This window comes from Amycolatopsis sp. NPDC101161, assembly GCF_044768185.1.
GTDB lineage: Bacteria > Actinomycetota > Actinomycetes > Mycobacteriales > Pseudonocardiaceae > Amycolatopsis.
Genome location: NZ_JBIWPI010000005.1, coordinates 793935 through 817024, shown reverse-complemented (window position 1 = coordinate 817024; position 23090 = coordinate 793935). Strand labels below are relative to the sequence as shown.

Sequence of the window (23090 nt, the reverse complement as noted above, 5' to 3'; positions counted from 1 at the left end):
CGGTGGCCTTCGGCATGTCTAGACCAGGATCGCGGCCACGACCGCGTCGCGCACGAACTCCCCGTAGCGCTTCGGCGACCACCCGCGCTCCAGGCACAGCAGCTCGTACTGCTCCGGCCCGTGGTAGGCCCACAGGACGTCGCGCACGTCGTCGGCGGCCAAGTCCGGCTTGACCTGCCCGGTCGCCAGCAGGTCGGCCGAGAAGTACGTCATCGCCGTGAGCATCTCCGCGCGCATCTGCGCCCACACCTCGGCGGCCGCCGGGTCGGCCGCGGCCGCGTCCCGGGCCAGCAGCTGGACCGGGAACACCACCGTCGCGGTCGTCGCGAGGTGCTCGAAGTACATCCCGATCTTCCGGGCGGCGGCCGGCTCGGCCTGGATCGCCGCGATGAAGTCGCGGCCGGCGATCGGGATGTCCTCGTCGTCGCCCGCGACGGTCACGTCGAAGACCGCCTTGAGCAGCGTCGCCTTGTTCGCGAACGCCTTGTAGACGGTCTGGACCGCGACCCCCGCCTCCTTCGCCACCTCGGGCATCGCGGTGCCCGCGTACCCCTTCTCCCGGAAGAGCCCCGACGCCGCCGCCAGGATCCGGCGGCGGTTTTCGCGCGCCTGCTCCTGGCGTCGCGACGTGTCGTAACGGCGCTTGACAGGCTCAGCCATTTAGGTAGAGACTCCTCTATCAAATAGATGTCCATCTATCATGACACCCTGAGGGGGCGCTGACCATGATGGGACAAGCCACCACCGACGCCGTGACCGCCGCGCGGGAGCTCGCGCCCGAGCTGAGCGCGCGGGCCGTCGAAGCCGAACGGCTGCGGACGCTGCCGCGCGACCTCGTCGAGAAGGCGCGGGAAGCCGGGCTCTTCCGCCTGGCGACCCCGCGCGTCCTCGGCGGCCGGGAGCTGCCGCCCGCCGAGCTCGTCGAAGTCGTCGAGGAGCTCTCCCGAGCCGACGGGTCCGCGGGCTGGACGATCGCGATCGGCAACGGCTCGGCGTTCCTCGCCTGGCTCGACCCGGCCGTCGCGGCGGACCTCGTCGCGGGAGTGCCGGACCCGATCGGCGGCGGCGTCTTCGCGCCGATGGGCCGGCTCACCCCCGACGGCGCCGGGAAGTTCACGCTCGCCGGCCGCTGGGGGTTCTGCAGCGGCAGCCCGCACACCGACCTGTTCTTCAACGGCGGCTTCGCCGGCGGCGACCCGCGGGACTGGCGGCTGGCCGCGGTCCCGGCCGCCGAGGTGCGGGTGGTCGAGAACTGGGACGTCAGCGGCCTGCGCGGCACCGGCAGCCACGACGTCGAGATCGACGCCGTCGTGCGCGAGGAGCACACGATCTCGCCGTTCACGAACCCGGCGCGCCACGACGGGCCGCTGTGGCGGTTCCCGTTCTTCACGTTCATCGGCACGGTGCTGGCGGGCGTCCCGCTCGGCATCGCGCGGCGAGCGCTGGACGAGTTCACCGGGTTCGCCCCGGCCAAGTTCCGCCCGCCGGGCCCCGGCCCGATCGCCGAGGACGGCGACGTCCAGATCGCCCTGACCCGGGCAGAGGGCGAGCTGCGGTCGGCGCGGGCGTTCGTGTTCGACGCGCTCGGCGCGCTGTGGGAGACGGCGTGCGCGGGCGACGTGCCGAATGCGGCTCAACGGGGCCAGTTCCTGCTGTCGACGCAGCAGGCGATGCGAGCGGCGCTGAGCGCGGTGAACACGGTGACGGGCCTCGCGGGCGCGGGCGCGCTGCACGCGGACCAGCCGGTCCAGCGGTGTTTCCGCGACCTGCACGCGGCGTCCCAGCACATCTACTTCTCCGCGGCGGCGTCGAAGCGGTACGCCAAGCTGCGGTTCGGGATCGAGCAGCCGACCTTCTGGTTCTAGCGACGCCGGGAGCGGTACTGCAACGCGTAGTACGCCGCCTGGATCAGGGACATCGCCGCGACTCCGGCGAGCCCCACCCTTTCCAGGCGGCGAGTCCGCTGTCCAGCGCGAGCAGGAGCCAGCCGGCCGCGAGGAACGCGAAAAGCAGCGCCAACAGCAAGGCGAGCTTCGGCGGCAGCTTCTCGCCGCCCGAGAACCACCGCTCGCTTCCCCCGGCCACCCGTCAGCGCCGCCGGCGCAGACGGTGGGCGAACAGCGCCCAGAGGTAGACCGTCAGCAGGGCACCCGCGCCCGCCGCCGCCACGCGCAGCCACGTCACCCCGCTCACGCCGCCGTCGAACGCGGTGAACACCCAGCCGAGGGCGCCGAACGTCGCTCCCACGGCCAGGGTCAGCACGATCACCGGCGGGATGCGCTCACCGCCCTGCAGCCACGTCTTCGACCCGTCCATGCCCGGTGGAGTACCCAGCCCGCTAGACCTCGAAGCGGTAGCCCATCCCGGGTTCGGTGAGCAGGTGCCGGGGCCGCGACGGCTCCGGCTCCAGCTTGCGCCGCAGCTGGGCCAGGTACACCCGCAGGTAGTGGGACTCCGTCTCGTACGACGGCCCCCACACCTCGTGCAGCAGCTGCTTCTGCGCCACCAGCCGGCCGCGGTTGCGGACCAGCAGCTCCAGCACGCCCCACTCCGTCTTCGTCAGGTGGACCTCCTCGCCGTCGCGGAGGCGGACCTTCTTCGCCGCGAGGTCCACGCTGAACGACGAGGTGTCCACGACCGCCTCGACACCGTCCGCGCCGGCCACCGCCGACCGGCGGACCGCCGCCCGCAACCGGGCCAGCAGCTCGTCCATGCCGAACGGCTTCGTGACGTAGTCGTCCGCGCCCGCGTCGAGGGCCTGGACCTTGTCCGCCGAGTCGCCGCGGGCCGACAGCACGATGATCGGGACCGTCGTCCAGCCGCGCAGGCCCGCGATCACCTCCGTGCCGTCGAGGTCCGGCAGGCCGAGGTCCAGCACCACCACGTCCGGCTTGGTCTCGGCCACCGCTTTCAACGCGGCCGTGCCGTCGTGCGCGGTGATCACCTTGTAGCCGCGCGCGTTCAGGTTGATCCGCAGCGCCCGCACGATCTGCGGCTCGTCGTCCACCACCAGCACGGTGGCCCCCGCGTCGCTCATCGCACCCCCTCTTCTTCGAACTCGACGCTGAACGCGGGCAGCGAGACCACGATCGTCAGCCCGCCGCCCGGCGTGTCCTCGGCGCGGATCGTGCCACCCATCGCCTCGGTGAACCCCTTCGCCACCGACAGCCCGAGCCCGACCCCGGGCGTCGTGTCCCGGTCGCCGCCCAGGCGCTGGAACGGCGCGAACGCCGAGTCCGCGGCCCCCTTGCGCAGCCCCTTGCCGTGGTCGACGATCCGCAGCTCGACGTGGCCGGAGTGCGCCGACGCCCGCGCGGACACCGGACCCCCGCCGTGCCGCAGGGCGTTGTCCAGGACGTTCGCCACCACCCGCTCCAGCAGCCCCGGGTCGGCGAGCACCGCCGGGAGCTGGTCGTCCACGGCCACCCGCACCGCGTCCGATGCGTCCACAGTGGACAAAGCGTGCGCGACGACCTCGTCGTAGCCCACGGGACGCAGGTGCGGCTTCACGGCACCGGTGGCCAGGCGCGAGGAGTCCAGGAGGTTGTCGATCAGGCCGGCGAGCCGGTCGGCCGACAGCTCGATGGCCTCCATCAGCTCCGCGGTGTCCTCTTCGGACAGGTCGAGGTCGGGCGCGCGCAGGCTGCCGATCGACGCCTTGATCGACGTCAGCGGCGTCCGGAGGTCGTGGCCGACGGCCGAGAGCAAGGTCGTGCGCAGCTCGGTCGCCTCGGCCTTGCGCTCGGCGCGGGCCGCGGCGGCCGCCGTCCGCTGCTGGCGCAGGGCGAGCAACGCCTGTCCCGCCACGGCTTCCAGGACCCGCCGGTCGGCCGCGGGCAGCGCCCGGCCGCGCAGGGTCAGGTGGACGTCCGCGGTGACGGCGATGTCGACGTCGGCCTCGTCCGGGTCGGCGCACGGGTGCTCCCCCGCGCACGCCACCGCCCGCCACTCGCCTTCCTGCTTCTCCAGCAACGTCACCGAAGTCAGCGCGAAGTTCTCCCGCACCTTCTCCAGGAGCCGCTCGATCGGGTCCGTGTGGGTCAGCACCGTCCGGGCGTAGGAGGCGAGCAGCGCCGCCTCGGTCCGCGCCCGCGCAGCCTGCGTGGCCCGGCGCGCCGCCTGGTCGACGACCAGCGCGACGAGCACCGCGACCACGACCATCGCGATCAGCGTCACGAGGTTCTGCGGGGTGTGCACGTTGAGCGTGTACAGCGGCGGCGTGAAGAAGAAGTTGAGCAGCCCGGCCCCGAGCACGGCCGCGACCAGCGCCGGGCCGAGCCCGCCGACCAGCGCGACGACGACCGTGGCCAGCACGTAGGAGATGACGTCGGTGGCGAAGTCGAGGCCGGCCGGGATGTAGAAGCCGATGACGGTGACCGCCACCGGCAGCACGACGCTGAGCACCCAGCCCGCGACCAGCCGCGAGAACCCCAGCGGGCTGGCGCCGAGCCGGGCCCGCAGCCGCCCGCCCGCCTCGGCGTGGGTGACCATGTGGACGTCGATCGGGCCCGACCGCTGGACGACCGAGGCGCCGATGCCCTCGTCGAACAGCCGCGCCACGCGGGAGCGCCGCGAGGTGCCGATGACGAGCTGGGTCGCGTTGACGCCCCGGGCGAAGTCCAGCAGCGCGGCCGGGACGTCGTCGCCGACGACGGTGTGGAAGGTCGCCCCCACTTCCTCGGCCAGGGTGCGGCAGCGGGCCATCGCGGTCGGGCCGATGCCGGACAGGCCGTCGCCGCGCAGGATGTGCAGCACCTGCAGCTCGGCGCCGGCCCGGGTGGCGATCCGGCTGGCGCGGCGGATGAGCGTCTCGCTCTCCGGCCCGCCGGTGATGGAGACGACCACGCGTTCGCGGGCTTCCCACGTGTCGGTGATCCGCTGTTCGGCGCGGTAGCGCTGCAGGGCGACGTCGACCTGGTCGGCGACCCAGAGCAGGGCCAGCTCGCGCAATGCGGTGAGGTTGCCGGGGCGGAAGTAGTTGCCGAGGGCGGCGTCGATCCGCTCGGCCGGGTAGACGTTGCCGTGCGCGAGCCGCCGCCGCAGCGCCTCCGGCGTGATGTCGACCAGCTCGAGCTGTTCGGCGCGGCGGACGACCTCGTCCGGGACGGTCTCCTGCTGCGTGACGCCGGTGATCCGCTCGACGACGTCGTTGAGGCTCTGCAGGTGCTGCACGTTGACCGTGGACAGGACGTCGATCCCGGCTTCCAGGAGCTCCTCGACGTCCTGCCAGCGCTTGGCGTTGCGCGAACCGGGCACGTTCGTGTGCGCGAGCTCGTCGACGACGGCGACCTCGGGCGCCCGGGCCAGGATCGCGTCGACGTCCATCTCGTCGAACTCGCGGCCGCGGTGGTCCGCGTGCCGCCGCGGGACGATTTCGAGGCCGTCCAGGAGCACCGCGGTCTTCTCGCGGCCGTGCGTCTCCACCAGCCCGACGACGACGTCGGTGCCGCGGTCGAGCCGCCGGCGCGCTTCGCCGAGCATGGCGAAGGTCTTGCCGACGCCCGGAGCCGCGCCGAGGTAGATCCTCAGTTCTCCCCGGCGCGGCTTCGATGGCGTGTTCGCGGTGGTCACGCTGTCAGTGTGCCCCTCCGGCCGCGGCTTGCACGGCCAAGTTGAGCGGGAGCACATTCACGCCGGGGACGCCGATCCCCGCGCCGGAGGTGTTCGCCGCGACGAGCTGCTTCACCCGATCCACCGGCAACCCGGTCACCCGGGCCACGCGGGCGATCTGAAGGTCGGCATAGGCGACGCTGATCGACGGGTCGAGGCCCGAGCCCGAAGCCGTCACCGCGTCCGGCGGCACCTGACCGGGTGACACGCCTTCGCGCTGGGCGATGGCGGTCCGCCGCTCTTCGATGGTCTTCACGAGGTCCTCGTTGTACGGGCCCTTGTTGGACGCGCCGGACGTCGAGGGGTCGCCGGGGCCGAGCGCGTCCTTCGCGAGCGCCGAGGGCCGGGTGTGGAACCACGGGTCGCGCGCCGGGTCGGCGGGCACCGGGTCGACACCGATCAGCGACGACCCGACGGCCTGGCCGTTCCGCGTGACGACCGACCCTTCGGCGTTGCCCTCCAGGCCGGGGATGCGGGCGATCGCCCACACGGCCAGGGGGTAGAGGATCCCGAGCAGGACGGTCAGCACGATGAGGACGCGCAGCCCGGCCCAGGTCTGCTTGACGAGCGTGTTCACTTTCGGTCACCCAATTCCGGGGATGAGGCGCACGAGCAGGTCGATCAGCCAGATCCCGAGGAAGGGGCTGACGATCCCGCCGAGGCCGTAGACGAGCAGGTTGCGGCGCAGCAGGGCCGAGGCCGACGACGGCCGGTACCGCACGCCGCGCAGGGCCAGCGGGATGAGCACGACGATGATCAGCGCGTTGAAGACGACGGCCGACAGGATCGCCGACTTCGGCGTGGCCAGGTGCATGATGTTCAGCCCGCCCAGCTGGGCGTAGATACCGGTGAACATCGCGGGCAGGATCGCGAAGTACTTCGCCAGGTCGTTGGCGACGCTGAACGTGGTCAGCGCGCCGCGGGTGATCAGCAGCTGCTTGCCGATCTCGACGATCTCGATCAGCTTCGTCGGGTCGCTGTCGAGGTCGACCATGTTCCCGGCTTCCTTGGCGGCCGAGGTGCCGGTGTTCATCGCGACGCCGACGTCGGCCTGCGCGAGCGCGGGGGCGTCGTTGGTGCCGTCGCCGGTCATCGCGACCAGCCGGCCGCCTTCCTGCTCCTTCTTGATGAGCGCCATCTTGTCTTCGGGCTTGGCCTCGGCGAGGAAGTCGTCGACGCCGGCGTCCGCGGCGATGGCCTTCGCGGTGAGCGGGTTGTCGCCGGTGATCATCACCGTCTTGATGCCCATCTCGCGCAGCTCCGCGAAACGCTCCTTCATGCCCGGCTTGACGACGTCGGACAGCCGGATCACGCCGCGCACCACGGTGTCCTCGGCGACGACCAGCGGCGTGCCGCCCTGGGCGCTGATCTCGTCGACCACCCGCTCGGTTTCGTCGGGGAACTCGCCGCCGTTGTCCCGCACCCACTCGCGGACGGCGCTCGCCGCCCCCTTGCGGATCCGGCGGGTCCCGATGTCGAGGCCGCTCATCCGCGTCTGCGCGGTGAAGGGGACGAACTCGCCGTGCTCGTCCTGCGCCGCGTGGTCCGCCGTCAGCTCGACGACGCTGCGGCCCTCGGGGGTCTCGTCGGCGAGGCTGGCGAGCCGGGCGGCGCGGGCCAGTTCGTCCGGGGTGGACGTTCCGACCGGGATCAGCTCGGTCGCGCGTCGGTTGCCGAAGGTGATCGTGCCGGTCTTGTCGAGCAGCAGCGTCGAGACGTCGCCGGCGGCCTCCACCGCGCGGCCGCTGGTCGCGAGGACGTTGCGCTGCACCAGCCGGTCCATGCCCGCGATGCCGATGGCGCTCAGCAGCGCGCCGATCGTCGTCGGGATCAGGCAGACCAGCAGCGCGGTCAGCACGATCACCGATTGCTCGGACCCGGAGTAGCGGGCCATCGGCTGCAGCGCGACGACGGCGAGCAGGAAGATGATCGTCAACGTCGAGAGCAGGATGGTCAACGCGATCTCGTTCGGCGTCTTCTGCCGCGAAGCGCCTTCCACCAACGCGATCATGCGGTCCACAAAGGACTCACCGGGCTTGGTCGTGATCTTCACGACGATCCGGTCGCTCAGCACGGTCGTGCCGCCGGTCACGGCCGACCGGTCGCCGCCGGACTCGCGGATGACCGGCGCGGACTCGCCGGTGATGGCCGACTCGTCGACGGTCGCGATGCCCTCGACGACGTCGCCGTCGCCCGGGATCACCTGGCCCGCCTCGACGACGACCAGGTCGCCGATCTTCAGCTCGACCCCGGGTACCCGCTCTTCGGAGCCGGTTCCGGTGAGCCGGCGGGCGACGGTCTCCTTCTTCGACCGCCGCAGGGATTCCGCCTGCGCCTTGCCCCGCCCTTCGGCGACGGCCTCGGCGAGGTTGGCGAACAGGACCGTGAACCACAGCCAGACGGCGATCAGGATGGTGAAGACGCTCGGGTCGGTGACCGCGAAGACCGTGGTGAGCGCGGAACCCACCCACACCACGAACATCACCGGGTTGCCGAGCTGGTGCTTCGGGTTGAGCTTCCGGAACGCGTCGGGCAGCGACGTCCAGAGCTGGCGGGGGCTGAACACCCCGGCGCCGACCCGGCCAGTGGTCTCAGTGGCGGGAGTCACCTGCGGTCGTTCTTGGGTGACGGTCATGCGAGTGCCTCCGCGATGGGCCCGAGCGCGAGCGCCGGGATGAACGTGAGGGCCGCGACGAGCACCACCGTGCCGGTGAGCATGGTGGCGAACAGCGGCCCGGTGGTGGGCAGGGTGCCGGCGGTTTCCGGCACCTTGCGTTGCGCGGCCAGCGAACCGGCCAGGCAGAGCACGGCGAGGATCGGCACGAACCGGCCGATCGCCATGGCGACGCCGAACGAGGACTGGAACCAGTCGTTCGTCGCGGTCAGGCCGCCGAACGCGCTGCCGTTGTTGTTGCCGGTGGACGCGTAGCCGTAGAGGATCTCGGACAGGCCGTGCGCGCCGTCGTTGCCGAGCGCGCCCGCCGTGTCCGGCAGCAAGAGCGCGATCCCGGCACCGAGCAGCACCACGGTCGGCATCGCGAGCATCGCGATCGCCGCGGCGGTGACCTCGCGCTTGCCGAGCTTCTTGCCCAGGTACTCCGGCGTCCGCCCGACCATCAGGCCGGCCAGGAACATCGCGATGATCGCCATGACGAGGATGCCGTACAGGCCGGTGCCGACGCCGCCGGGCGAGATCTCGCCGTAGAGCATGTTCAGCAGCGGTCCACCGCCGCCGAGGCCGGACAGGCTGTCGTGCGCGCCGTTGATCGCGCCGGTCGACGTGCCGGTGGTGGTATCGGCGAAGATCGACGTCAGGCCGATGCCGAACCGCTGCTCCTTGCCTTCCATGCTCGCGCCCGCGGCCAGCGCCGCCGGGTTGTTCGCGTTGGCTTCGGAGAACCAGATGATGGCCAGCGAAGCCGCCCACAGCAGGCCCATCACGCCGAGCAGGACGTACCCCTGCTTCGGCTTGCCGACGAGCTTGCCGAACGTGCGGGTCAGGCTGACCGGGATCACCAGGATCAGGAACAGCTCGATCAGGTTGGTCCAGGCGTTGGGGTTTTCGAACGGGTGCGCGGAGTTGGCGTTGAGGATGCCGCCGCCGTTCGTGCCCAGCTCCTTGATGGCCTCCTGGCTCGCCGCCGGGGCGAGGGCGATGGTGCTGTGGCTGCCGTCCGGGTTCGTCACGGCGACGCCGGCCTTGAGGCTCTGCACGACGCCGAGCGCGACGAGCACGAGCGCGAAGACGAACGCCATCGGCAGCAGGACGCGGACCGTGCCGCGCGTGAGGTCCACCCAGAAGTTGCCGAGCCGGTCGGTCTTCGCGCGGACGAACCCGCGCGTCACCGCGATCGCCACAGCCAGGCCGACGCCGGCGGACAGGAAGTTCTGCACGGTCAGCCCGGCCATCTGCACGAAGTGGCCCATCGTCGTCTCGGGGACGTAGGACTGCCAGTTCGTGTTGGTGACGAACGAGATCGCCGTGTTGAAGGCGACGGCCGGGCTCACCGCGCCGCGGCCGAGGTTCCACGGCAGCAGCGGCTGCAGGCGCTGCAGCAGGTAGAGCAGGACGACCGAGACGAACGAGAAGCCGAGCACGCCCGCGGCGTAGGTCGGCCACCGCTGTTCGGAGTCCGGGTCGACGCGGAAGAGCTTGTACAGGCCCTTCTCGAGCTTCGTGTGCTTCTCGGTGGAGAAGACGCGCGCCAGGTAGTCGCCGAGCGGTTTGTAGACCGCGGCGAGGGCGGCGAGGAGGAGGCCGAGCTGGATGAGCCCGGCCATCGTGTCGGACATCAGAATTTCTCCGGCTTGATCAGCGCGACGAAGAGGTAGACGAGGAGGCCCAGCGCCAGCAGTCCGCCGACGATGTTGGCCACGGTTCCGGCGCCGCTCACAGCTTCTCCAGTCCGCGCAGCGCCAGCGCGAGCACCACGAACACGCCGATCAGCAGGACGGCGTAGAGCAAGTCGGCCACAGGCACCTCTCAAGACGGGTCACCGGGTTCGGTGACCGGACGCGTTCACTCTGCGGCTCCGGGACCCCGTCCCGACCTGCGGCTGACGGCCTCTTGATGCGTTCCTGACACCCGTTTACGCCGTCTTTATGGCTGGTGGCGGCCATCACGCAAACGTTTGCCGATTAATCACGGAATGCAGTCGGTTAGTGACTCACGACACAACGCGTGACCGAACAAGTACGGAACGTGCAATTCGGGCAGACAAGATCTACAGCCCGTGTTACACCTGTGTTACCGATAGTTGTATCGGCTAAGCAAATCTTGGGAGAGGGGATCACCTATGTGCGGTATCGCCGGCTGGGTTTCCTACGACGCCGACCTCACCCGCCGCCAGGAAGTGGTCGACGCGATGACCGCGACCATGTCCTGCCGCGGTCCGGACGACGAGGGCACCTGGGTGCGCACGCACGTCGCGCTCGGCCACCGGCGGCTGGCCATCATCGACCTGCCCGGCGGCCGGCAGCCGATGTCGGTGCGCACGCCGAACGGCGATGTCGCGATGGTCTACAGCGGTGAGGCGTACAACTTCACCGAGCTGAAGGACGAGCTGACGAAGCTCGGCCACCAGTGGGAGACCGACAGCGACACCGAGGTCGTGCTGCACGGCTACCTGCAGTGGGGCGACGAGGTCGTCGACCACCTCAACGGCATGTACGCCTTCGCGATCTGGGACGAGCGCGACGACCGGCTCGTCATGATCCGCGACCGGATGGGCATCAAGCCGTTCTACTACTACCCGACCCGCGACGGCGTCCTGTTCGGCTCCGAGCCGAAGGCCATCCTGGCGAACCCCCTCGCCAAGAAGGTCGTCGACCTCGACGGCTTCCGCGAGCTGGCCGGCTTCACCAAGCGGCCGGGCTGGTCGCTGTGGAAGGACATGGAGGAGGTCCAGCCGGGCACGATCGTCACCGTGTCCCGCGAGGGCATCAAGACCCGCACGTACTGGAAGCTGGACGCGAAGCGGCACACCGACGACCAGGAGACGACGGTCGCCCGCGTGCGCGAGCTGATGACCGACATCGTCAACCGCCAGCTCGTCGCCGACGTCCCCCGCTGCGTCCTGCTGTCGGGCGGCCTGGACTCCAGCGCCGTCACCGGCCTGGCCGCCGCGCGGCTGGCCGAGCAGGGCGAGCAGCTGCGGACGTTCTCCGTCGACTTCTTCGGCCAGGAAGAGAACTTCAAGCCGGACGAGATGCGCGACACCGCGGACTCGCCGTTCGTGCGGGACGTCGCTTCCTTGGTGAACTCCGCGCACGAAGACGTCATGCTCAACCCGGGCGACCTGACCGACCCCGAGGTCCGGCGCGCGGTGCTGCGGGCCCGGGACATCCCGGCCGGCCTCGGTGACATGGACACGTCGCTGTACCTGCTGTTCAAGGCGATCCGCGGCCAGTCGACGGTGGCCCTGTCGGGCGAGTCGGCCGACGAGGTGTTCGGCGGCTACCGCTGGTTCCACGACGAGAAGGCCGTCAACGCGGACACGTTCCCGTGGCTGGCGTTCCGCACGTCGATGATGGACGAGCGGGCGTCGCTGTACACGCCGGAGCTGGTGAAGAGCCTCGACGTCGAGTCCTACGTCGCGGACCAGTATTCGTCGGCCGTCGCCGCGGTAGAGCACCTTGACGGCGAGTCCGCGCTCGAGGCGCGCATGCGGACCATCTGCAACCTGCACCTGACCCGGTTCGTGCGGATGCTGCTCGACCGCAAGGACCGCGCGTCGATGGCGGTGGGCCTGGAGGTCCGCGTGCCGTTCTGCGACCACCGGCTGGTCGAGTACGTGTACAACACGCCGTGGTCGCTGAAGACGTTCGACGGGCGCGAGAAGAGCCTGCTGCGGCACGCTACTTCTCATGTGCTGCCGGAGTCGGTGGCCCAGCGGGTGAAGAGCCCGTACCCGTCGACGCAGGACCCGGGCTACGCGGCGGCGCTGCAGCAGCAGGTCAAGGAGGTCCTGGCCGAGCCGAAGCACGAGGTGTTCGGCCTGGTGGACCGCGCCTGGGCGCACCGGGCGTCCGAAGTGGACCCGGCGACCATGGACCCGGCCATGCGGATCGGCTTGGACCGCGTGCTCGACTTCTACCACTGGATCGAGATGTACTCCCCCACGCTCGAACTGTCCTGACCTCGAGCTTGACTTCGAGTGCCCTTGAGGTGTGAGCCTGGACGGCATGAAGGTGCTGCTGTTCGGCCGCAACCCGGCCACGGTCTCGAGGGTGACGGCGGCGCTGTCCGCGGCGGGTCTCGCCGCGGACGGCGTCGTCTCGGAGGAGTCAGTGCTGTCCCGGCTAGGTGTGGTGGACGCCCTGGTGCTGGGCGCGGGGGTGGTGGGCCCGTTGCGAGAACGGGTGACGGCCGCCGCGGTCCGGCACGGGGTGGTTTGGGTGCAGGGTCCGCACATCCTGCCGTCGCGGGACGCGCTGGAGTACGTGCGGACGGAGATCCTGCCACGGCTGCCCGCTTAGCGGCGGACCTCGGCCAGCTTCACCGGACGCCGTTCGCGGCGGGACACCTCGCACGCCTCCGCGATGTAGAACGCCTCCAACGCGTCCGCCGCTCCGCACGGCGATGGTGCCCGGCCGGCGACCACGTCCAGGAACGCCTTCAGCTCCGTCGTGTACGCCGGGCGGAACCGCTCCATGAACCCCGGGTACGCCGGCCCCGGCAGCAGGGCCACCCCCGGCTCCACCGAACGCAGCGGCGCGCGGTCGTCCAAGCCGACCACCACCCCGGAAACCGAACCGAGCACGTCCAAGCGCACGTCGTAACCCGCGCCGTTGTAGCGGGTCAACGACACCGTCGACAGCGTGCCGTCGTCCAGGGTCAGCGTCGCCGCCGCTGTGTCGACGTCGCCCGCGTCCGCGAAGAACTGCTCGCCGCGGTTCGCGCCGATCGCGTACACCTCCTCGACCTCGCGGCCGCTCACCCAGCGGATGATGTCGAAGTCGTGGACGCCGCAGTCGCGGAACAGCCCACCCGAGTGGGCGACGTACTCCGCCGGCGGGGGCGCCGGGTCGAATGTCGTCGCGCGCAGCGTGTGCAACCAGCCCAGCTCGCCCGACGCCACGGCCGCGCGGGCCGCCGCGTACCCCGCGTCGAAGCGGCGCTGGAAACCGATCTGGACCGCGACGTCCGACGCGCCGATGCGGTCGATCACCGCCAGGGTGCCGGGGATGTCCGCGGCCACCGGCTTCTCGCAGAACACCGGGAGGCCCGCGTCGACCGCCGCGATGATCAGGCCCGGGTGGGCGTCCGTGGCGGCCGTGACGACCAGGCCGTCGAGACCCGCGGTGAACAGCTCGTCGAGGGAAGCCGTCTCGACGCCCAGCTTCGCGGCGGCCGAATGCGCCCGCGCCGGGTCGACGTCGGCCACCACGACCGACTCGACCTCCTCGAAGCCCTTCAGCGTCTCCGCGTGCGCGGTGCCGATCCGGCCGGTGCCCGCCAGTCCCAACCTCATCGTGGTGCTCCTCCTAGTGCTGAACCTCGGCGGTGGTCGCGCGGACCACCAGGGAGGGGTGCAGCAGGTGCCGGACCGGCTCCGTGCGTTCCCCGCGGACGCGTTCGACCAGCGCTTCGAAGGCCAGGCGGCCCATCTCGGTGCGCGGCTGGTCCACTGTGGTCAGTGAGAGGTGCCGCAGCGCGGCCAGCGACGTGTTGTCGTAGCCGACGACCGACACGTCCTCCGGCACGCGCAGCCCGGCCTCCTCCAGCGCCGAGATCGCCCCGACGGCGTTGAAGTCGTTGCCCGCCACCAACCCCGTCGGCAGCTCGGCGCGCGCGTACGTCGCCAGCAGCTCCCGGACCGACTTCTCGCCGGCGGTGTCGGTGTGCTCGCTGCGCACGACGATCGGCTCAAGGCCGTGGCGCCGCATCGCCGCCTGGAAGCCGCGCCGGCGCTGGGCCGCGCCGGCCGCGCCGCCGCCGTCGAGGTGCGCGATGCGCCGGTGCCCGAGGCCGACGAGGTGGTCGACGGCCAGTGCCGAGCCCGCCTCGCCGTCGTCGTTCACTGTGTCCACTGTGGACGATCGGCTCGTCCGCGAGACCAGGACGACCGGGCACTGCTTGGCCGCGGTCTGGATCGACGCGGCCGGAACGACCGGCGAGAGCAGGATGATCCCCGCCGGCCGGAACGAAAGCAGGTTGTGCAGGGCGTTCCACTCCCGCGTGGGACTCCGGCCACCGGTGTTGAGGATGAGGTCGAAGCCCGCGGCCTGCGCGGCCGCGTCGAGCCCTTCGACGACGTCAGCGAAGAAGGCGTTGCGCAGGTCGTTGACCATCACGCCGAGCACGGTGGACGTCCGGCTGGCCAGCGACCGCGCCATCACGTGCGGCTGGTAGCCGAGCTCCTCGGCCGCGCGCAGCACGGCCGCGCGCCGGGCGTCGGAAACCTTCGGGGAGTTCCGCATCACCAGGGACACCAGCGCGCGGGAAACCCCCGCCCGCGCGGCGACGTCCTCCATCGTCGGACGCATGCGGCGCACCTCCCCTGATCACCGGAAACTCGGCCTTGACTTGATGTGACGGACGCTACAAGATTAGAGCGCTCTAATCAATAGAGCGCTCCAACGGACCAACGGAGGCCCCTTGTGACAGCGACGATCCGCGTGGCCGCCGCCCCGATCTCCTGGGGTGTCTGCGAAGTCCCGGGCTGGGGCCGGGTGCTGGACGCGGCGACCGTGCTCGGCGAGATGGCGGCCCTCGGCGTCCAGGCGACCGAGCTGGGGCCGCCCGGGTACCTCCCGCGGGAGCCGGCCGAGCTGCGGGAGCTGCTCGGGCAGTACGGCCTGACGCTCGTCGGCGGCTTCCTCGCCGTCGTCCTCCACGCCGATCAGGACGCCGCGCTGAAGGAAGCCGAGGAGTCGGCCGCGCTGTTCGCCGCGTGCGGCGGCGACGTCCTCGTGCTCGCCGCCGCGACCGGGCTCGACGGCTACGACGACCGGCCGAAGCTCACCGACGCCGAATGGGCGACCCTCGTCGACACCGCGGGCAAGGTCCGCGACCTCGCGGCCGCCCACGGCCTGCGCACGGTGCTGCACCCGCACGTCGGGACGCACGTGGAGCAGCGGGCCGAGGTCGAGCGGTTCCTCGCCGATTCCGATCTCGGCTTGTGCCTCGACACCGGGCACCTGATGATCGGCGGGACGGATCCGGTCGAGCTGGCGCAGCGGTATCCCGAACGGGTGGGGCACGTGCATCTCAAGGACGTCCGAGAAGACCTGGCGGCCGAGGTCCGCGCGGGCCGGCTCGGCTACACCGACGCGGTCGGGCAGGGCATCTACACCCCGCTCGGCGAGGGGGACGTGGACGTGGCGTCGATGGTGCGCTCCGTCCAGGCGGCGGGCTACGACGGCTGGTACGTCCTCGAACAGGACACCGCCCTCGGCGACTCGAGCCCCGACGACCTACCCCGGCGGGACACCGAGCGCAGCCTGGCCCACCTCGCGAAGATCACCGACTCCCACTGATCCCTGGTCCCAAAGGAGTGACTGTGTTCGCTATCAAGAAGCTGGCCGGTGTGGCGGCGCTCGCCGCCGCCGGGCTGGTCCTGTCCGCCTGCAGCGGCCCGAGCGCCGACAACTCGAAGAGCGGTTCCAGCAGCAGCCCGTCGGCGGCGGCCCCCAGCTCGAGCGGGCCGCTGAAGGTCGCCGTCGTCACGCACGGCAGCGCCGGTGACGCCTTCTGGAACGTCGTGAAGAACGGCGCCGAGCAGGCGGGCAAGGACCTGGGCGTCGGCGTCGACTACTACTCCGACGGCGACCCCGGCAACCAGGCCAAGCTGATCGACAACGCGGTCGCGCAGAAGGTCGGCGGCCTGGTCGTCTCCATGGCCAACCCCCAGGCCCTGCAGACGTCGATCCAGAACGCGGTCAAGGCCGGCATCCCGGTCGTCACCATCAACTCCGGCGAGGACTCCAGCGCGCAGTTCGGCGCGATCGCGCACGTCGGCCAGAGCGAGGGCCTCGCGGGCCAGGGCGCCGGCCAGCGGCTCAAGGCGGCCGGCAAGACGAAGCTGCTGTGCGTCATCCACGAGGCCGGCAACGTCGGCCAGAACCAGCGCTGCGACGGCGCGAAGCAGACCTTCGGCAACGTCTCCACGCTGCAGGTCGACATCTCCAACCCGACCGACGCGCAGGCCCGGATCCGCGGCGCGCTGCAGTCCGACCCGTCGATCGACGCGGTGCTGGCGCTGAACTCGCAGGTCGCGGCCCGCGCGGTCGACGCCGCCAAGGAAGCGAGCTCGAAGGCGCAGGTGGCGACGTTCGACCTCAACGCCGACGTCGTCGCGGCCATCAAGGCGGGCACGATCCTCTTCGCCGTCGACCAGCAGCAGTACGAGCAGGGCTACCTGCCGATCGTGTTCCTCAAGCTGTACAAGGAGAACGGCAACACCATCGGCGGCGGCCACCCGGTGCAGACCGGCCCCGGCTTCGTCGACAAGACCAACATCGACACCATCGCCCCGTACGCGCAGCGCGGCACGCGATGACCGCAGCGATACAGGCACAACCCGACGAGCGCGTCGCCAAGAAGAGCCTGACCGACCGCCTGGTCGTCCGGCCCGAGATCGGCGCGCTCCTCGGCGCGGTGCTCGTGTTCGTCTTCTTCTCCGTGGTCACCGGCCAGTTCCTCAGCCCGCTGGGCGTCGCGACCTGGCTCGACGACTCGTCGACCCTGGGCATCATGGCCGTCGTGGTCGCGCTGCTCATGGTCGGCGGGGAGTTCGACCTCTCGGCCGGCGTCATGACGGCGTCGACGTCGCTGGTCACGGCGATCCTGGCGACGCAGGCGGGCTGGAACGTCTGGCTCGCATTGGGAGTTTCGCTCGTCTTCGCCCTCGGCGTCGGCGCGTTCAACGGCTGGCTCGTCATGAAGACCGGGCTGCCCAGCTTCATCGTCACGCTGGGGTCGTTCCTCGCCCTGCAGGGGCTCAACCTCGGCGTGACGCGGCTGGTCACCAACACCGTCCAGGTGTCTGGCATGCGCTCGACCAGCGGTTACGAGTCGGCGGGCGGGCTGTTCGCGTCCACCTTCGACATCGGCGGCACCGAGTTCCAGTCGTCGATCATCTGGTGGATCGTCGTCACGGCGATCGCCGCGGTGCTGCTCGTGCGGACCCGGTTCGGCAACTGGATCTTCGCGGTCGGCGGGTCGCAGGTGTCGGCCCGCTCGGTCGGCGTGCCGGTGGTGCGCACGAAGATCCTGCTGTTCATGGGCACCGCGCTCGGCGCGTGGCTGGTCGGCTCGATCAACATCCTGCGGTTCGCGAGCGTGCAGGCCAACCAGGGCATCGGGCTGGAGTTCCAGTACATCATCGCCGCGGTGATCGGCGGCTGCCTGCTCACCGGCGGGTTCGGCTCGGCGGTGGGCGCGGCGATCGGCGCGCTGATCTTCGGCATGGCGCGCCAGGGCATCGTGTTCGCGCAGTGGAACAGCGACTGGTTCATGCTGTTCCTCGGCATCATGCTGCTGGCCGCGGTCCTGGTGAACAACGCCTTCCGGCGGCGCGCGGAGAGGGTACGCCGATGAGCCTGCTCGAAGTTCGCGAGATCGGGAAGACCTACGGCAGCGTCATCGCGCTGCGCGATGTGTCCACTGTGGTCAACGCGGGCGAGGTGACCTGCGTGCTCGGCGACAACGGCGCCGGGAAGTCCACGCTGATCAAGATCCTGGCCGGCGTGCACCAGCACGACCGCGGCGAGTTCCTCGTGGAGGGCGAGCCGGTGCGGTTCGCCTCCCCGCGCGAGGCCCTCGACCGCGGCATCGCGACCGTGTACCAGGACCTCGCCGTGGTGCCGCTGATGAGCGTCTGGCGGAACTTCTTCCTCGGTTCGGAGCCGACGACCGGGTTCGGGCCGTTCAAGTTCCTGGACCGGCGCAAGGGCCGCGAGACGACCAAGCAAGCGCTGTCCGACATGGGCATCGACCTGCGGGACGTCGAGCAGCCGGTCGGGACGCTCTCCGGCGGCGAACGCCAGTGCGTCGCGATCGCGCGGGCGGTGTACTTCGGCGCGAAGGTGCTGATCCTCGACGAGCCGACCGCCGCGCTCGGCGTCAAGCAGGCCGGGGTCGTGCTCAAGTACGTCGCCCAGGCGCGGGACCGCGGGCTCGGCGTCGTGCTGATCACGCACAACCCGCACCACGCCTACCCGGTCGCGGACCGGTTCCTGCTGCTCAAGCGGGGTGCGCCGCTCGGGTCGTACGAGAAGAAGGACATCGACATCAACGAGCTGACCCGGCAGATGGCGGGCGGTGCGGAACTGGAAGCGCTCGAGCACGAGCTGCGGCAGGTGGAGAAGGCGTGAGTCTCGAAGCGCTGACGATCGGCCGGGTGGGCGTCGACCTCTACCCGGAGCAGAGCGGCGTGCCGCTGGCCGGGGTCAGCACGTTCGCCAAGTCGCTCGGCGGGACCGCGACCAACGTCGCGGTCGCCGCCGCGCGGCTCGGCCGGCGCACGGCCGTCCTCACCAAAGTCGGGCCGGACGGCTTCGGCGACTACGTCCGGCAGGCTCTCGAGGGCTTCGGTGTGTCCTCGGCGCACGTGGGCACGTCGCCGGATCTCCAGACGCCGGTGGTGTTCTGCGAGCTGAACCCGCCTGCCGACCCGCCGTTGCTGTTCTACCGCTCCCCCATCGCCCCCGACCTCACGCTCACCGACGACGACGTGCCCTGGGACGTCGTCGGGTCGGTGCCCCTGTTGTGGGTCACCGGCACCGGCGTCTCCGCCGAACCCGCGCGGACCACCCAGCGGAAGATCCTCGAAACGCGCGGCCGCCGTGCGCACACCGTGCTGGACCTCGACTACCGGCCGATGTTCTGGCCGTCGGCCGAGCAGGCGCGGGAGGAGATCGGCGGGCTGCTCGACCACGTCACCGTCGCGGTCGGCAACCGCGCCGAGGTCGAGGTCGCCGTCGGGACCGCGGACCCGGACGCCGCCGCGGACCGCTTGCTGGAGCGCGGCTTGCGGCTGGCCGTCATCAAGAAGGGCGCCGAGGGCGTGCTCGTGGCGACGCCGGACGGCCGGTCGACCGTGCCACCGCAACGTGTCGAGGTCGTCTGCGGGCTCGGTGCCGGGGACGGCTTCGGCGGCGCGCTGATCCACGGCCTGTTGTCGGGCTGGGACCCGGTGCGCATCGCGGAGTACGCGAACGCCGCGGGCGCGCTCGTCGCGTCCCGGCTGGCCTGCGCCGACGCCATGCCGACCGCGACGGAGATCGAGGAGCTGCTGTGATCCTCACCGACGAGCGCTGGCGCGAGCTCCTCCACACCCGGGCGACGAACCCGGGCGCGGTCCGCCAGGCCTACGCGACGCGCAGACGCCGTTCGAACCTGCTGTCCGACAACGGCACCCTGTTCCTCATCGCGGCCGACCACCCGGCCCGCGGCGCCCTGGAGGTAGGCGACGACCCCCTCGCGATGGCCGATCGCCGGACGCTGCTGGAGCGCCTGCTCGTCGCGCTCGCCAACCCCGCCGTCGACGGCCTGCTCGGCACCCCCGACGTCGTCGAAGAGCTGCTGCTGCTCGGCGCGTTGCACGACAAGGTCGTCTTCGGCTCGATGAACCGCGACGACCGGTTCACCGCCTACGACGCCCCTACGTTGATCGACTGCGGCCTCGACGGCGGCGAGATGCTGCTGCGGCTCGTCGATTCCGACCCGGGCACGGCCTCGACCCTGCAGTCCTGCGCCGACGCCGTCACCGAACTGGCCGCGTACGGCCTGTTCGCCATGATCGAGCCATTCCCCTGCGCCCGCTCCGAGGGCAGGCTCGTGCCGCAGGAGGACCCGGCGTCGCTGGCGCGGGCGGTCACGGTCGCGTCGGGCCTCGGGACGACGTCGGCGTACACCTGGCTGAAGCTGCCGTCGCCCGGCTCGGCCGCTGTCCTGGGCGCCACGACGCTGCCGGTGGTGCTCGGCGGTCCGCTGTCGGGCAACCCGGTCGCCGACCTGGGCTCGTGGATGCTGTGGCACGGGGTCGTCCACGGCCTGGTCGTGGGCCACACACAGCTCGGCAGGAACGTCAGGGCTGATGTCGAAGCCGCCGCAAAGGCATTGGAGGAGGCTGCGAAGTGAGCAAGCTCCACCGTCCACTGGGGACACTGTCCGACGACGCCGACCCGGTCCGGCTCACCCCGGACAGCGCGGGCTGGACCTACACCGGGCTGCGAGTGCTTTCCCTGGCGCCCGGCGAGGTCCGGGTCCTGCACACCGGCGAGTTCGAGGCGTTCGTGCTGCCCGTGGCCGGGGCCGCGACCGTCCGGGTCGACGGGCAGGTGTTCGAGCTGCGCGGCCGGGAGTCGGTCTTCACGCGCGTGACGGACTTCGCCTACGTCCCACGTGACGCCGAAGTCGAGTTGTCGACAAAGGACGGTCTGGAGGTGGCGTTGCCGATGGCGCGCTGCACCCGCCGCCTCTCCCCGGCGTACGGACCTGCCGAGGACGTCCCGGTCGAGGTCCGCGGCGCCGGGCAGGCGACCCGGCAGGTGACGAACTTCGGCGTGCCCGGGGTCTGGGACCACGCCGACAAGCTCAACGCGTGCGAGCTGATCACGCCGGGCGGGAACTGGTCGTCGTACCCGCCGCACAAGCACGACGAGGCGACCGAATGCGAGGTCGTCAACGAGGAGATCTACTACTTCCGGATCGCCGGCCGCGACGGCGTGACGCCGTCCCGTGAGGGCTTCGGCCTGCACCGCACGTACACCGCCGACGGCGACCTGGACGAAGACGTCGCCGTGCGCGACCACGACGTGTTCCTCATCCCGCGCGGCTACCACGGCCCGTGCGTCGCCGCGCCGGGCTACCCGATGTACTACCTGAACGTCCTGGCCGGGCCGGCCGAAGAGCGGTCCATGGCGTTCTGCGACGACCCCGCGCACAGCTGGGTCCGCGACACGTGGGCGTCGCAGGACCTGGATCCGCGGTGCCCCGTCACGAGTCACGAAGGGCGTGTTCAGTGAAGCTGACGACGGCTCAGGCGCTGGTCCGCTGGATCCTGGCGCAGCGCTCGGAAACCCTGGACGGGCGCGAAGTCCCGCTCTTCCCCGGCGTCTTCGCGATCTTCGGGCACGGGAACGTCCTCGGCCTCGGGACCGCCCTGGAAGAACACCGCGACGAGCTGCCGGTCTGGCGCGGGCACACCGAGCAGGGCATGGCGCTGGCCGCGGTCGGGTACGCGAAGGCCACGCACCGGCGGCAGGTCGGCGTCGTGACGTCGTCGATCGGGCCGGGTGCGCTGAACATGGTCACCGCCGCCGGGGTCGCGCACGCGAACCGGCTGCCGGTGCTGCTGCTGCCGGGCGACACGTTCACCGGCCGCGCGCCGGACCCCGTGCTGCAGCAGATCGAGCCCTTCGGCGACGCGACCGCGACGGTCAACGACGCCTTCCGCGCGGTCTCGCGCTACTTCGACCGGATCACCCGGCCCGAGCAGCTGATCTCGACGTTGCCGCAGGTCGCGCGGGTACTCACCGACCCGGCGGACAGCGGGCCGGTGGTCCTCGCGCTGCCGCAGGACGTTCAGGCCGAGACGTACGACTTCCCGGACGCGCTGTTCGCGCAGGTCACGCACCGGCCGCTACGCCCGCGTCCCGACCGGCGTTCGGTCACCGAGGCGGCCGGGGTGCTGCGTGCCTCCCGGCGTCCTCTGCTGGTGCTCGGTGGCGGCGTCCGCTACTCCGGTGCCGGGCAGCGCGCGCTGGATTTCGCCGAGCGGCACGGGATTCCCGTCGTCGAGACGACGGCGGGGCGCACGCTGGTGCCGCACTCGCATCCGCTGCACGCGGGGCCGCTGGGCATCACGGGTTCCTCGTCGGCGAACGCCCTCGCGGCCGCAGCCGACGTGGTGTTCGCGGTCGGGACGCGGCTGCAGGACTTCACGACGGCGTCGTGGACGGTCTTCTCCCCCGACGTCCGCCTGGTCACGCTCAACGCGGCCCGGTTCGACGCGGTGAAGCACGGCGCTCTGTCGGTGGTCGGGGACGCCGACGCCGGCCTGACGGACCTGGCCGCCCAGCTGGAGAGCTGGCGAGTGGACCCATCGTGGACCGCGCGGGCATCAAGTGAACGGGCTTCCTGGGACGCGCACATCGACTCACTGCGTTCTTCCGCGTCGGAGATTCCTTCGTATGCGCAGGTCGTCGGGGTCGTGAACGACCTGTCGGCGGCGGACGACTACGTCATGACGGCGTCGGGCGGCCTGCCCGGCGAGCTGATCGGCGGCTGGCGCGGGTCGGGTGCGCTCTCGATGGACGTCGAGTACGGGTTCTCGTGCATGGGCTACGAGCTGTCCGGCGCGTGGGGTGCGGCGATCGCGTGGCCCGGCCTGGTCACGACGCTGCTGGGCGACGGCTCGTACCTGATGCTGAACTCGGAGCTGTTCTCGGCGGCCTTCGCGGGCCACCCGTTCGTCGCGGTCGTCTGCGACAACGACGGGTACGCGGTGATCGCGCGGCTTCAGGAGGGCCAGGGCGGGAAGCCGTTCAACAACTTCTACGCGGACTGCACGACTTCGCACGCTTCGCCACCACGCGTCGACTTCGCCCGGCACGCGGAATCGCTGGGTTGCTTGGTGTTCTCGGCGTCCACAGTGGACTCGCTGCGGACGGCCTACGCGTCGGCCCGCGAGGCCGCGGTGACCGAACGGCGTCCGGCGGTGGTCGTGGTGAAGACGCAGCCGTCGACGTGGACCGAGGCCGGGGCTTGGTGGGAGGTCGGGGTGCCGGAGCACCTGGCCGGCCGGGACGGTTTCGAGCGCGGAAAGGGCGGGCAGGTGCGTTACCTGGAGTCCTGACCGCGGGTAGCGGCTCGTTACCTTTCTCGTAGTTCCCCGATCAGGGAGCGTGTTTCTCAGCCTGGACGTCGACAAAGACGCCCACCACGCGGTCGGATTCGCCCCAGACGGCAAGGCGGCTCAAACGCGCGTTCTTCCTCGCCGCATTCGCAGCCTTGGCCGACCCGACGAGCC

Annotated in this window: 22 protein-coding genes; 11 read left to right on the top strand and 11 right to left on the bottom strand. The window is 71.2% G+C overall.

Features of this window, described 5'->3' with window-relative positions; genetic code table 11:
• Positions 1-18 precede the first annotated feature (18 nt).
• Positions 19-660: a TetR/AcrR family transcriptional regulator gene (locus tag ACIRSS_RS37295; RefSeq protein ID WP_400903602.1), complete on the bottom strand. Its 642-nt coding sequence runs from the start codon at positions 658-660 to the stop codon at positions 19-21.
• Positions 661-725: 65 nt separating this feature from the next.
• On the opposite strand from ACIRSS_RS37295, the gene ACIRSS_RS37290 reads away from it, so the two are divergent.
• On the top strand, positions 726-1865 hold the full coding sequence (locus ACIRSS_RS37290; RefSeq protein WP_400903600.1) for an acyl-CoA dehydrogenase family protein: 1140 nt from the start codon (positions 726-728) through the stop codon (positions 1863-1865).
• A gap of 43 nt (positions 1866-1908) precedes the next feature.
• Here ACIRSS_RS37290 and ACIRSS_RS37285 read toward each other — a convergent pair whose 3' ends face one another.
• The 8 genes from ACIRSS_RS37285 to kdpF are packed head-to-tail and all read right to left on the bottom strand — an operon-like array spanning position 1909 to position 10004.
• Positions 1909-2085: a hypothetical protein gene (locus ACIRSS_RS37285; RefSeq protein WP_400903598.1), complete on the bottom strand. Its 177-nt coding sequence runs from the start codon at positions 2083-2085 to the stop codon at positions 1909-1911.
• Between the two features lie 3 nt (positions 2086-2088).
• Positions 2089-2316 carry a hypothetical protein gene (locus ACIRSS_RS37280; protein ID WP_400903596.1) on the bottom strand — a complete coding sequence of 76 codons (228 nt, stop codon included), beginning with the start codon at positions 2314-2316 and terminating at the stop codon, positions 2089-2091.
• 22 nt (positions 2317-2338) lie between these two features.
• Entirely contained in the window at positions 2339-3037 is a 699-nt protein-coding gene (locus ACIRSS_RS37275; protein ID WP_400903594.1) for a response regulator, read from the bottom strand.
• The gene (locus ACIRSS_RS37270; RefSeq protein WP_400903592.1) at positions 3034-5571 is read right to left on the bottom strand and encodes a DUF4118 domain-containing protein; all 2538 of its coding nucleotides are present in this window, start codon (positions 5569-5571) and stop codon (positions 3034-3036) included. The genes ACIRSS_RS37275 and ACIRSS_RS37270 overlap by 4 nt, the downstream gene beginning before the upstream one ends.
• 4 nt (positions 5572-5575) lie before the next feature.
• Positions 5576-6187, bottom strand: coding sequence for a potassium-transporting ATPase subunit C (locus ACIRSS_RS37265; RefSeq protein WP_400903591.1), 612 nt, complete (start codon positions 6185-6187; stop codon positions 5576-5578).
• A gap of 6 nt (positions 6188-6193) precedes the next feature.
• Positions 6194-8245 (bottom strand): potassium-transporting ATPase subunit KdpB, encoded by a 2052-nt coding sequence (gene kdpB, locus ACIRSS_RS37260; protein ID WP_400903589.1) that lies wholly within the window; start codon positions 8243-8245, stop codon positions 6194-6196.
• The gene (gene kdpA / locus ACIRSS_RS37255; RefSeq protein ID WP_400903587.1) at positions 8242-9903 is read right to left on the bottom strand and encodes a potassium-transporting ATPase subunit KdpA; all 1662 of its coding nucleotides are present in this window, start codon (positions 9901-9903) and stop codon (positions 8242-8244) included. The genes kdpB and kdpA overlap by 4 nt, the downstream gene beginning before the upstream one ends.
• Entirely contained in the window at positions 9903-10004 is a 102-nt protein-coding gene (gene kdpF / locus ACIRSS_RS37250; protein ID WP_400903586.1) for a K(+)-transporting ATPase subunit F, read from the bottom strand. The genes kdpA and kdpF overlap by 1 nt, the downstream gene beginning before the upstream one ends.
• A gap of 402 nt (positions 10005-10406) precedes the next feature.
• Here kdpF and asnB point away from each other — a divergent pair, with 402 nt between their 5' ends.
• Positions 10407-12248, top strand: coding sequence for an asparagine synthase (glutamine-hydrolyzing) (gene asnB, locus ACIRSS_RS37245; RefSeq protein WP_400903585.1), 1842 nt, complete (start codon positions 10407-10409; stop codon positions 12246-12248).
• 46 nt (positions 12249-12294) lie between these two features.
• Entirely contained in the window at positions 12295-12588 is a 294-nt protein-coding gene (locus ACIRSS_RS37240) for a hypothetical protein (RefSeq protein ID WP_400903583.1), read from the top strand.
• On the opposite strand, the gene ACIRSS_RS37235 is transcribed toward ACIRSS_RS37240, so the two are convergent.
• Together ACIRSS_RS37235 and ACIRSS_RS37230 are read right to left on the bottom strand one after the other, a co-directional pair.
• Positions 12585-13583: a Gfo/Idh/MocA family oxidoreductase gene (locus ACIRSS_RS37235; RefSeq protein WP_400903582.1), complete on the bottom strand. Its 999-nt coding sequence runs from the start codon at positions 13581-13583 to the stop codon at positions 12585-12587. The two genes, ACIRSS_RS37240 and ACIRSS_RS37235, sit on opposite strands and share 4 nt — an antisense overlap.
• Before the next feature lie 13 nt (positions 13584-13596).
• Positions 13597-14586, bottom strand: coding sequence for a LacI family DNA-binding transcriptional regulator (locus ACIRSS_RS37230; RefSeq protein ID WP_400904037.1), 990 nt, complete (start codon positions 14584-14586; stop codon positions 13597-13599).
• Between the two features lie 126 nt (positions 14587-14712).
• Here ACIRSS_RS37230 and ACIRSS_RS37225 point away from each other — a divergent pair, with 126 nt between their 5' ends.
• Genes ACIRSS_RS37225 through iolD form a run of 8 tightly spaced genes read left to right on the top strand, consistent with a single transcriptional unit; the run spans position 14713 to position 22916 of the window.
• The gene (locus ACIRSS_RS37225; protein WP_400903581.1) at positions 14713-15591 is read left to right on the top strand and encodes a TIM barrel protein; all 879 of its coding nucleotides are present in this window, start codon (positions 14713-14715) and stop codon (positions 15589-15591) included.
• Positions 15592-15614: 23 nt separating this feature from the next.
• Positions 15615-16613, top strand: coding sequence for a sugar ABC transporter substrate-binding protein (locus ACIRSS_RS37220; RefSeq protein WP_400903579.1), 999 nt, complete (start codon positions 15615-15617; stop codon positions 16611-16613).
• On the top strand, positions 16610-17653 hold the full coding sequence (locus ACIRSS_RS37215; protein WP_400903577.1) for an ABC transporter permease: 1044 nt from the start codon (positions 16610-16612) through the stop codon (positions 17651-17653). Before ACIRSS_RS37220 ends, ACIRSS_RS37215 begins: the two co-directional genes overlap by 4 nt.
• Positions 17650-18429 carry an ATP-binding cassette domain-containing protein gene (locus ACIRSS_RS37210; protein WP_400903575.1) on the top strand — a complete coding sequence of 260 codons (780 nt, stop codon included), beginning with the start codon at positions 17650-17652 and terminating at the stop codon, positions 18427-18429. The genes ACIRSS_RS37215 and ACIRSS_RS37210 overlap by 4 nt, the downstream gene beginning before the upstream one ends.
• The gene (gene iolC, locus ACIRSS_RS37205) at positions 18426-19355 is read left to right on the top strand and encodes a 5-dehydro-2-deoxygluconokinase (RefSeq protein ID WP_400903574.1); all 930 of its coding nucleotides are present in this window, start codon (positions 18426-18428) and stop codon (positions 19353-19355) included. Before ACIRSS_RS37210 ends, iolC begins: the two co-directional genes overlap by 4 nt.
• Positions 19352-20197, top strand: a complete 846-nt coding sequence (locus tag ACIRSS_RS37200) for an aldolase (RefSeq protein WP_400903572.1) — start codon at positions 19352-19354, stop codon at positions 20195-20197. The genes iolC and ACIRSS_RS37200 overlap by 4 nt, the downstream gene beginning before the upstream one ends.
• A complete protein-coding gene (gene iolB / locus ACIRSS_RS37195; RefSeq protein ID WP_400903571.1) occupies positions 20194-21084 on the top strand; it encodes a 5-deoxy-glucuronate isomerase in 891 nt (296 codons plus the stop codon). Before ACIRSS_RS37200 ends, iolB begins: the two co-directional genes overlap by 4 nt.
• Complete coding sequence (gene iolD, locus ACIRSS_RS37190) at positions 21081-22916, top strand: 3D-(3,5/4)-trihydroxycyclohexane-1,2-dione acylhydrolase (decyclizing) (protein WP_400903569.1); 1836 nt, start codon at positions 21081-21083, stop codon at positions 22914-22916. Before iolB ends, iolD begins: the two co-directional genes overlap by 4 nt.
• The last annotated feature ends 174 nt before the right edge of the window (positions 22917-23090 follow it).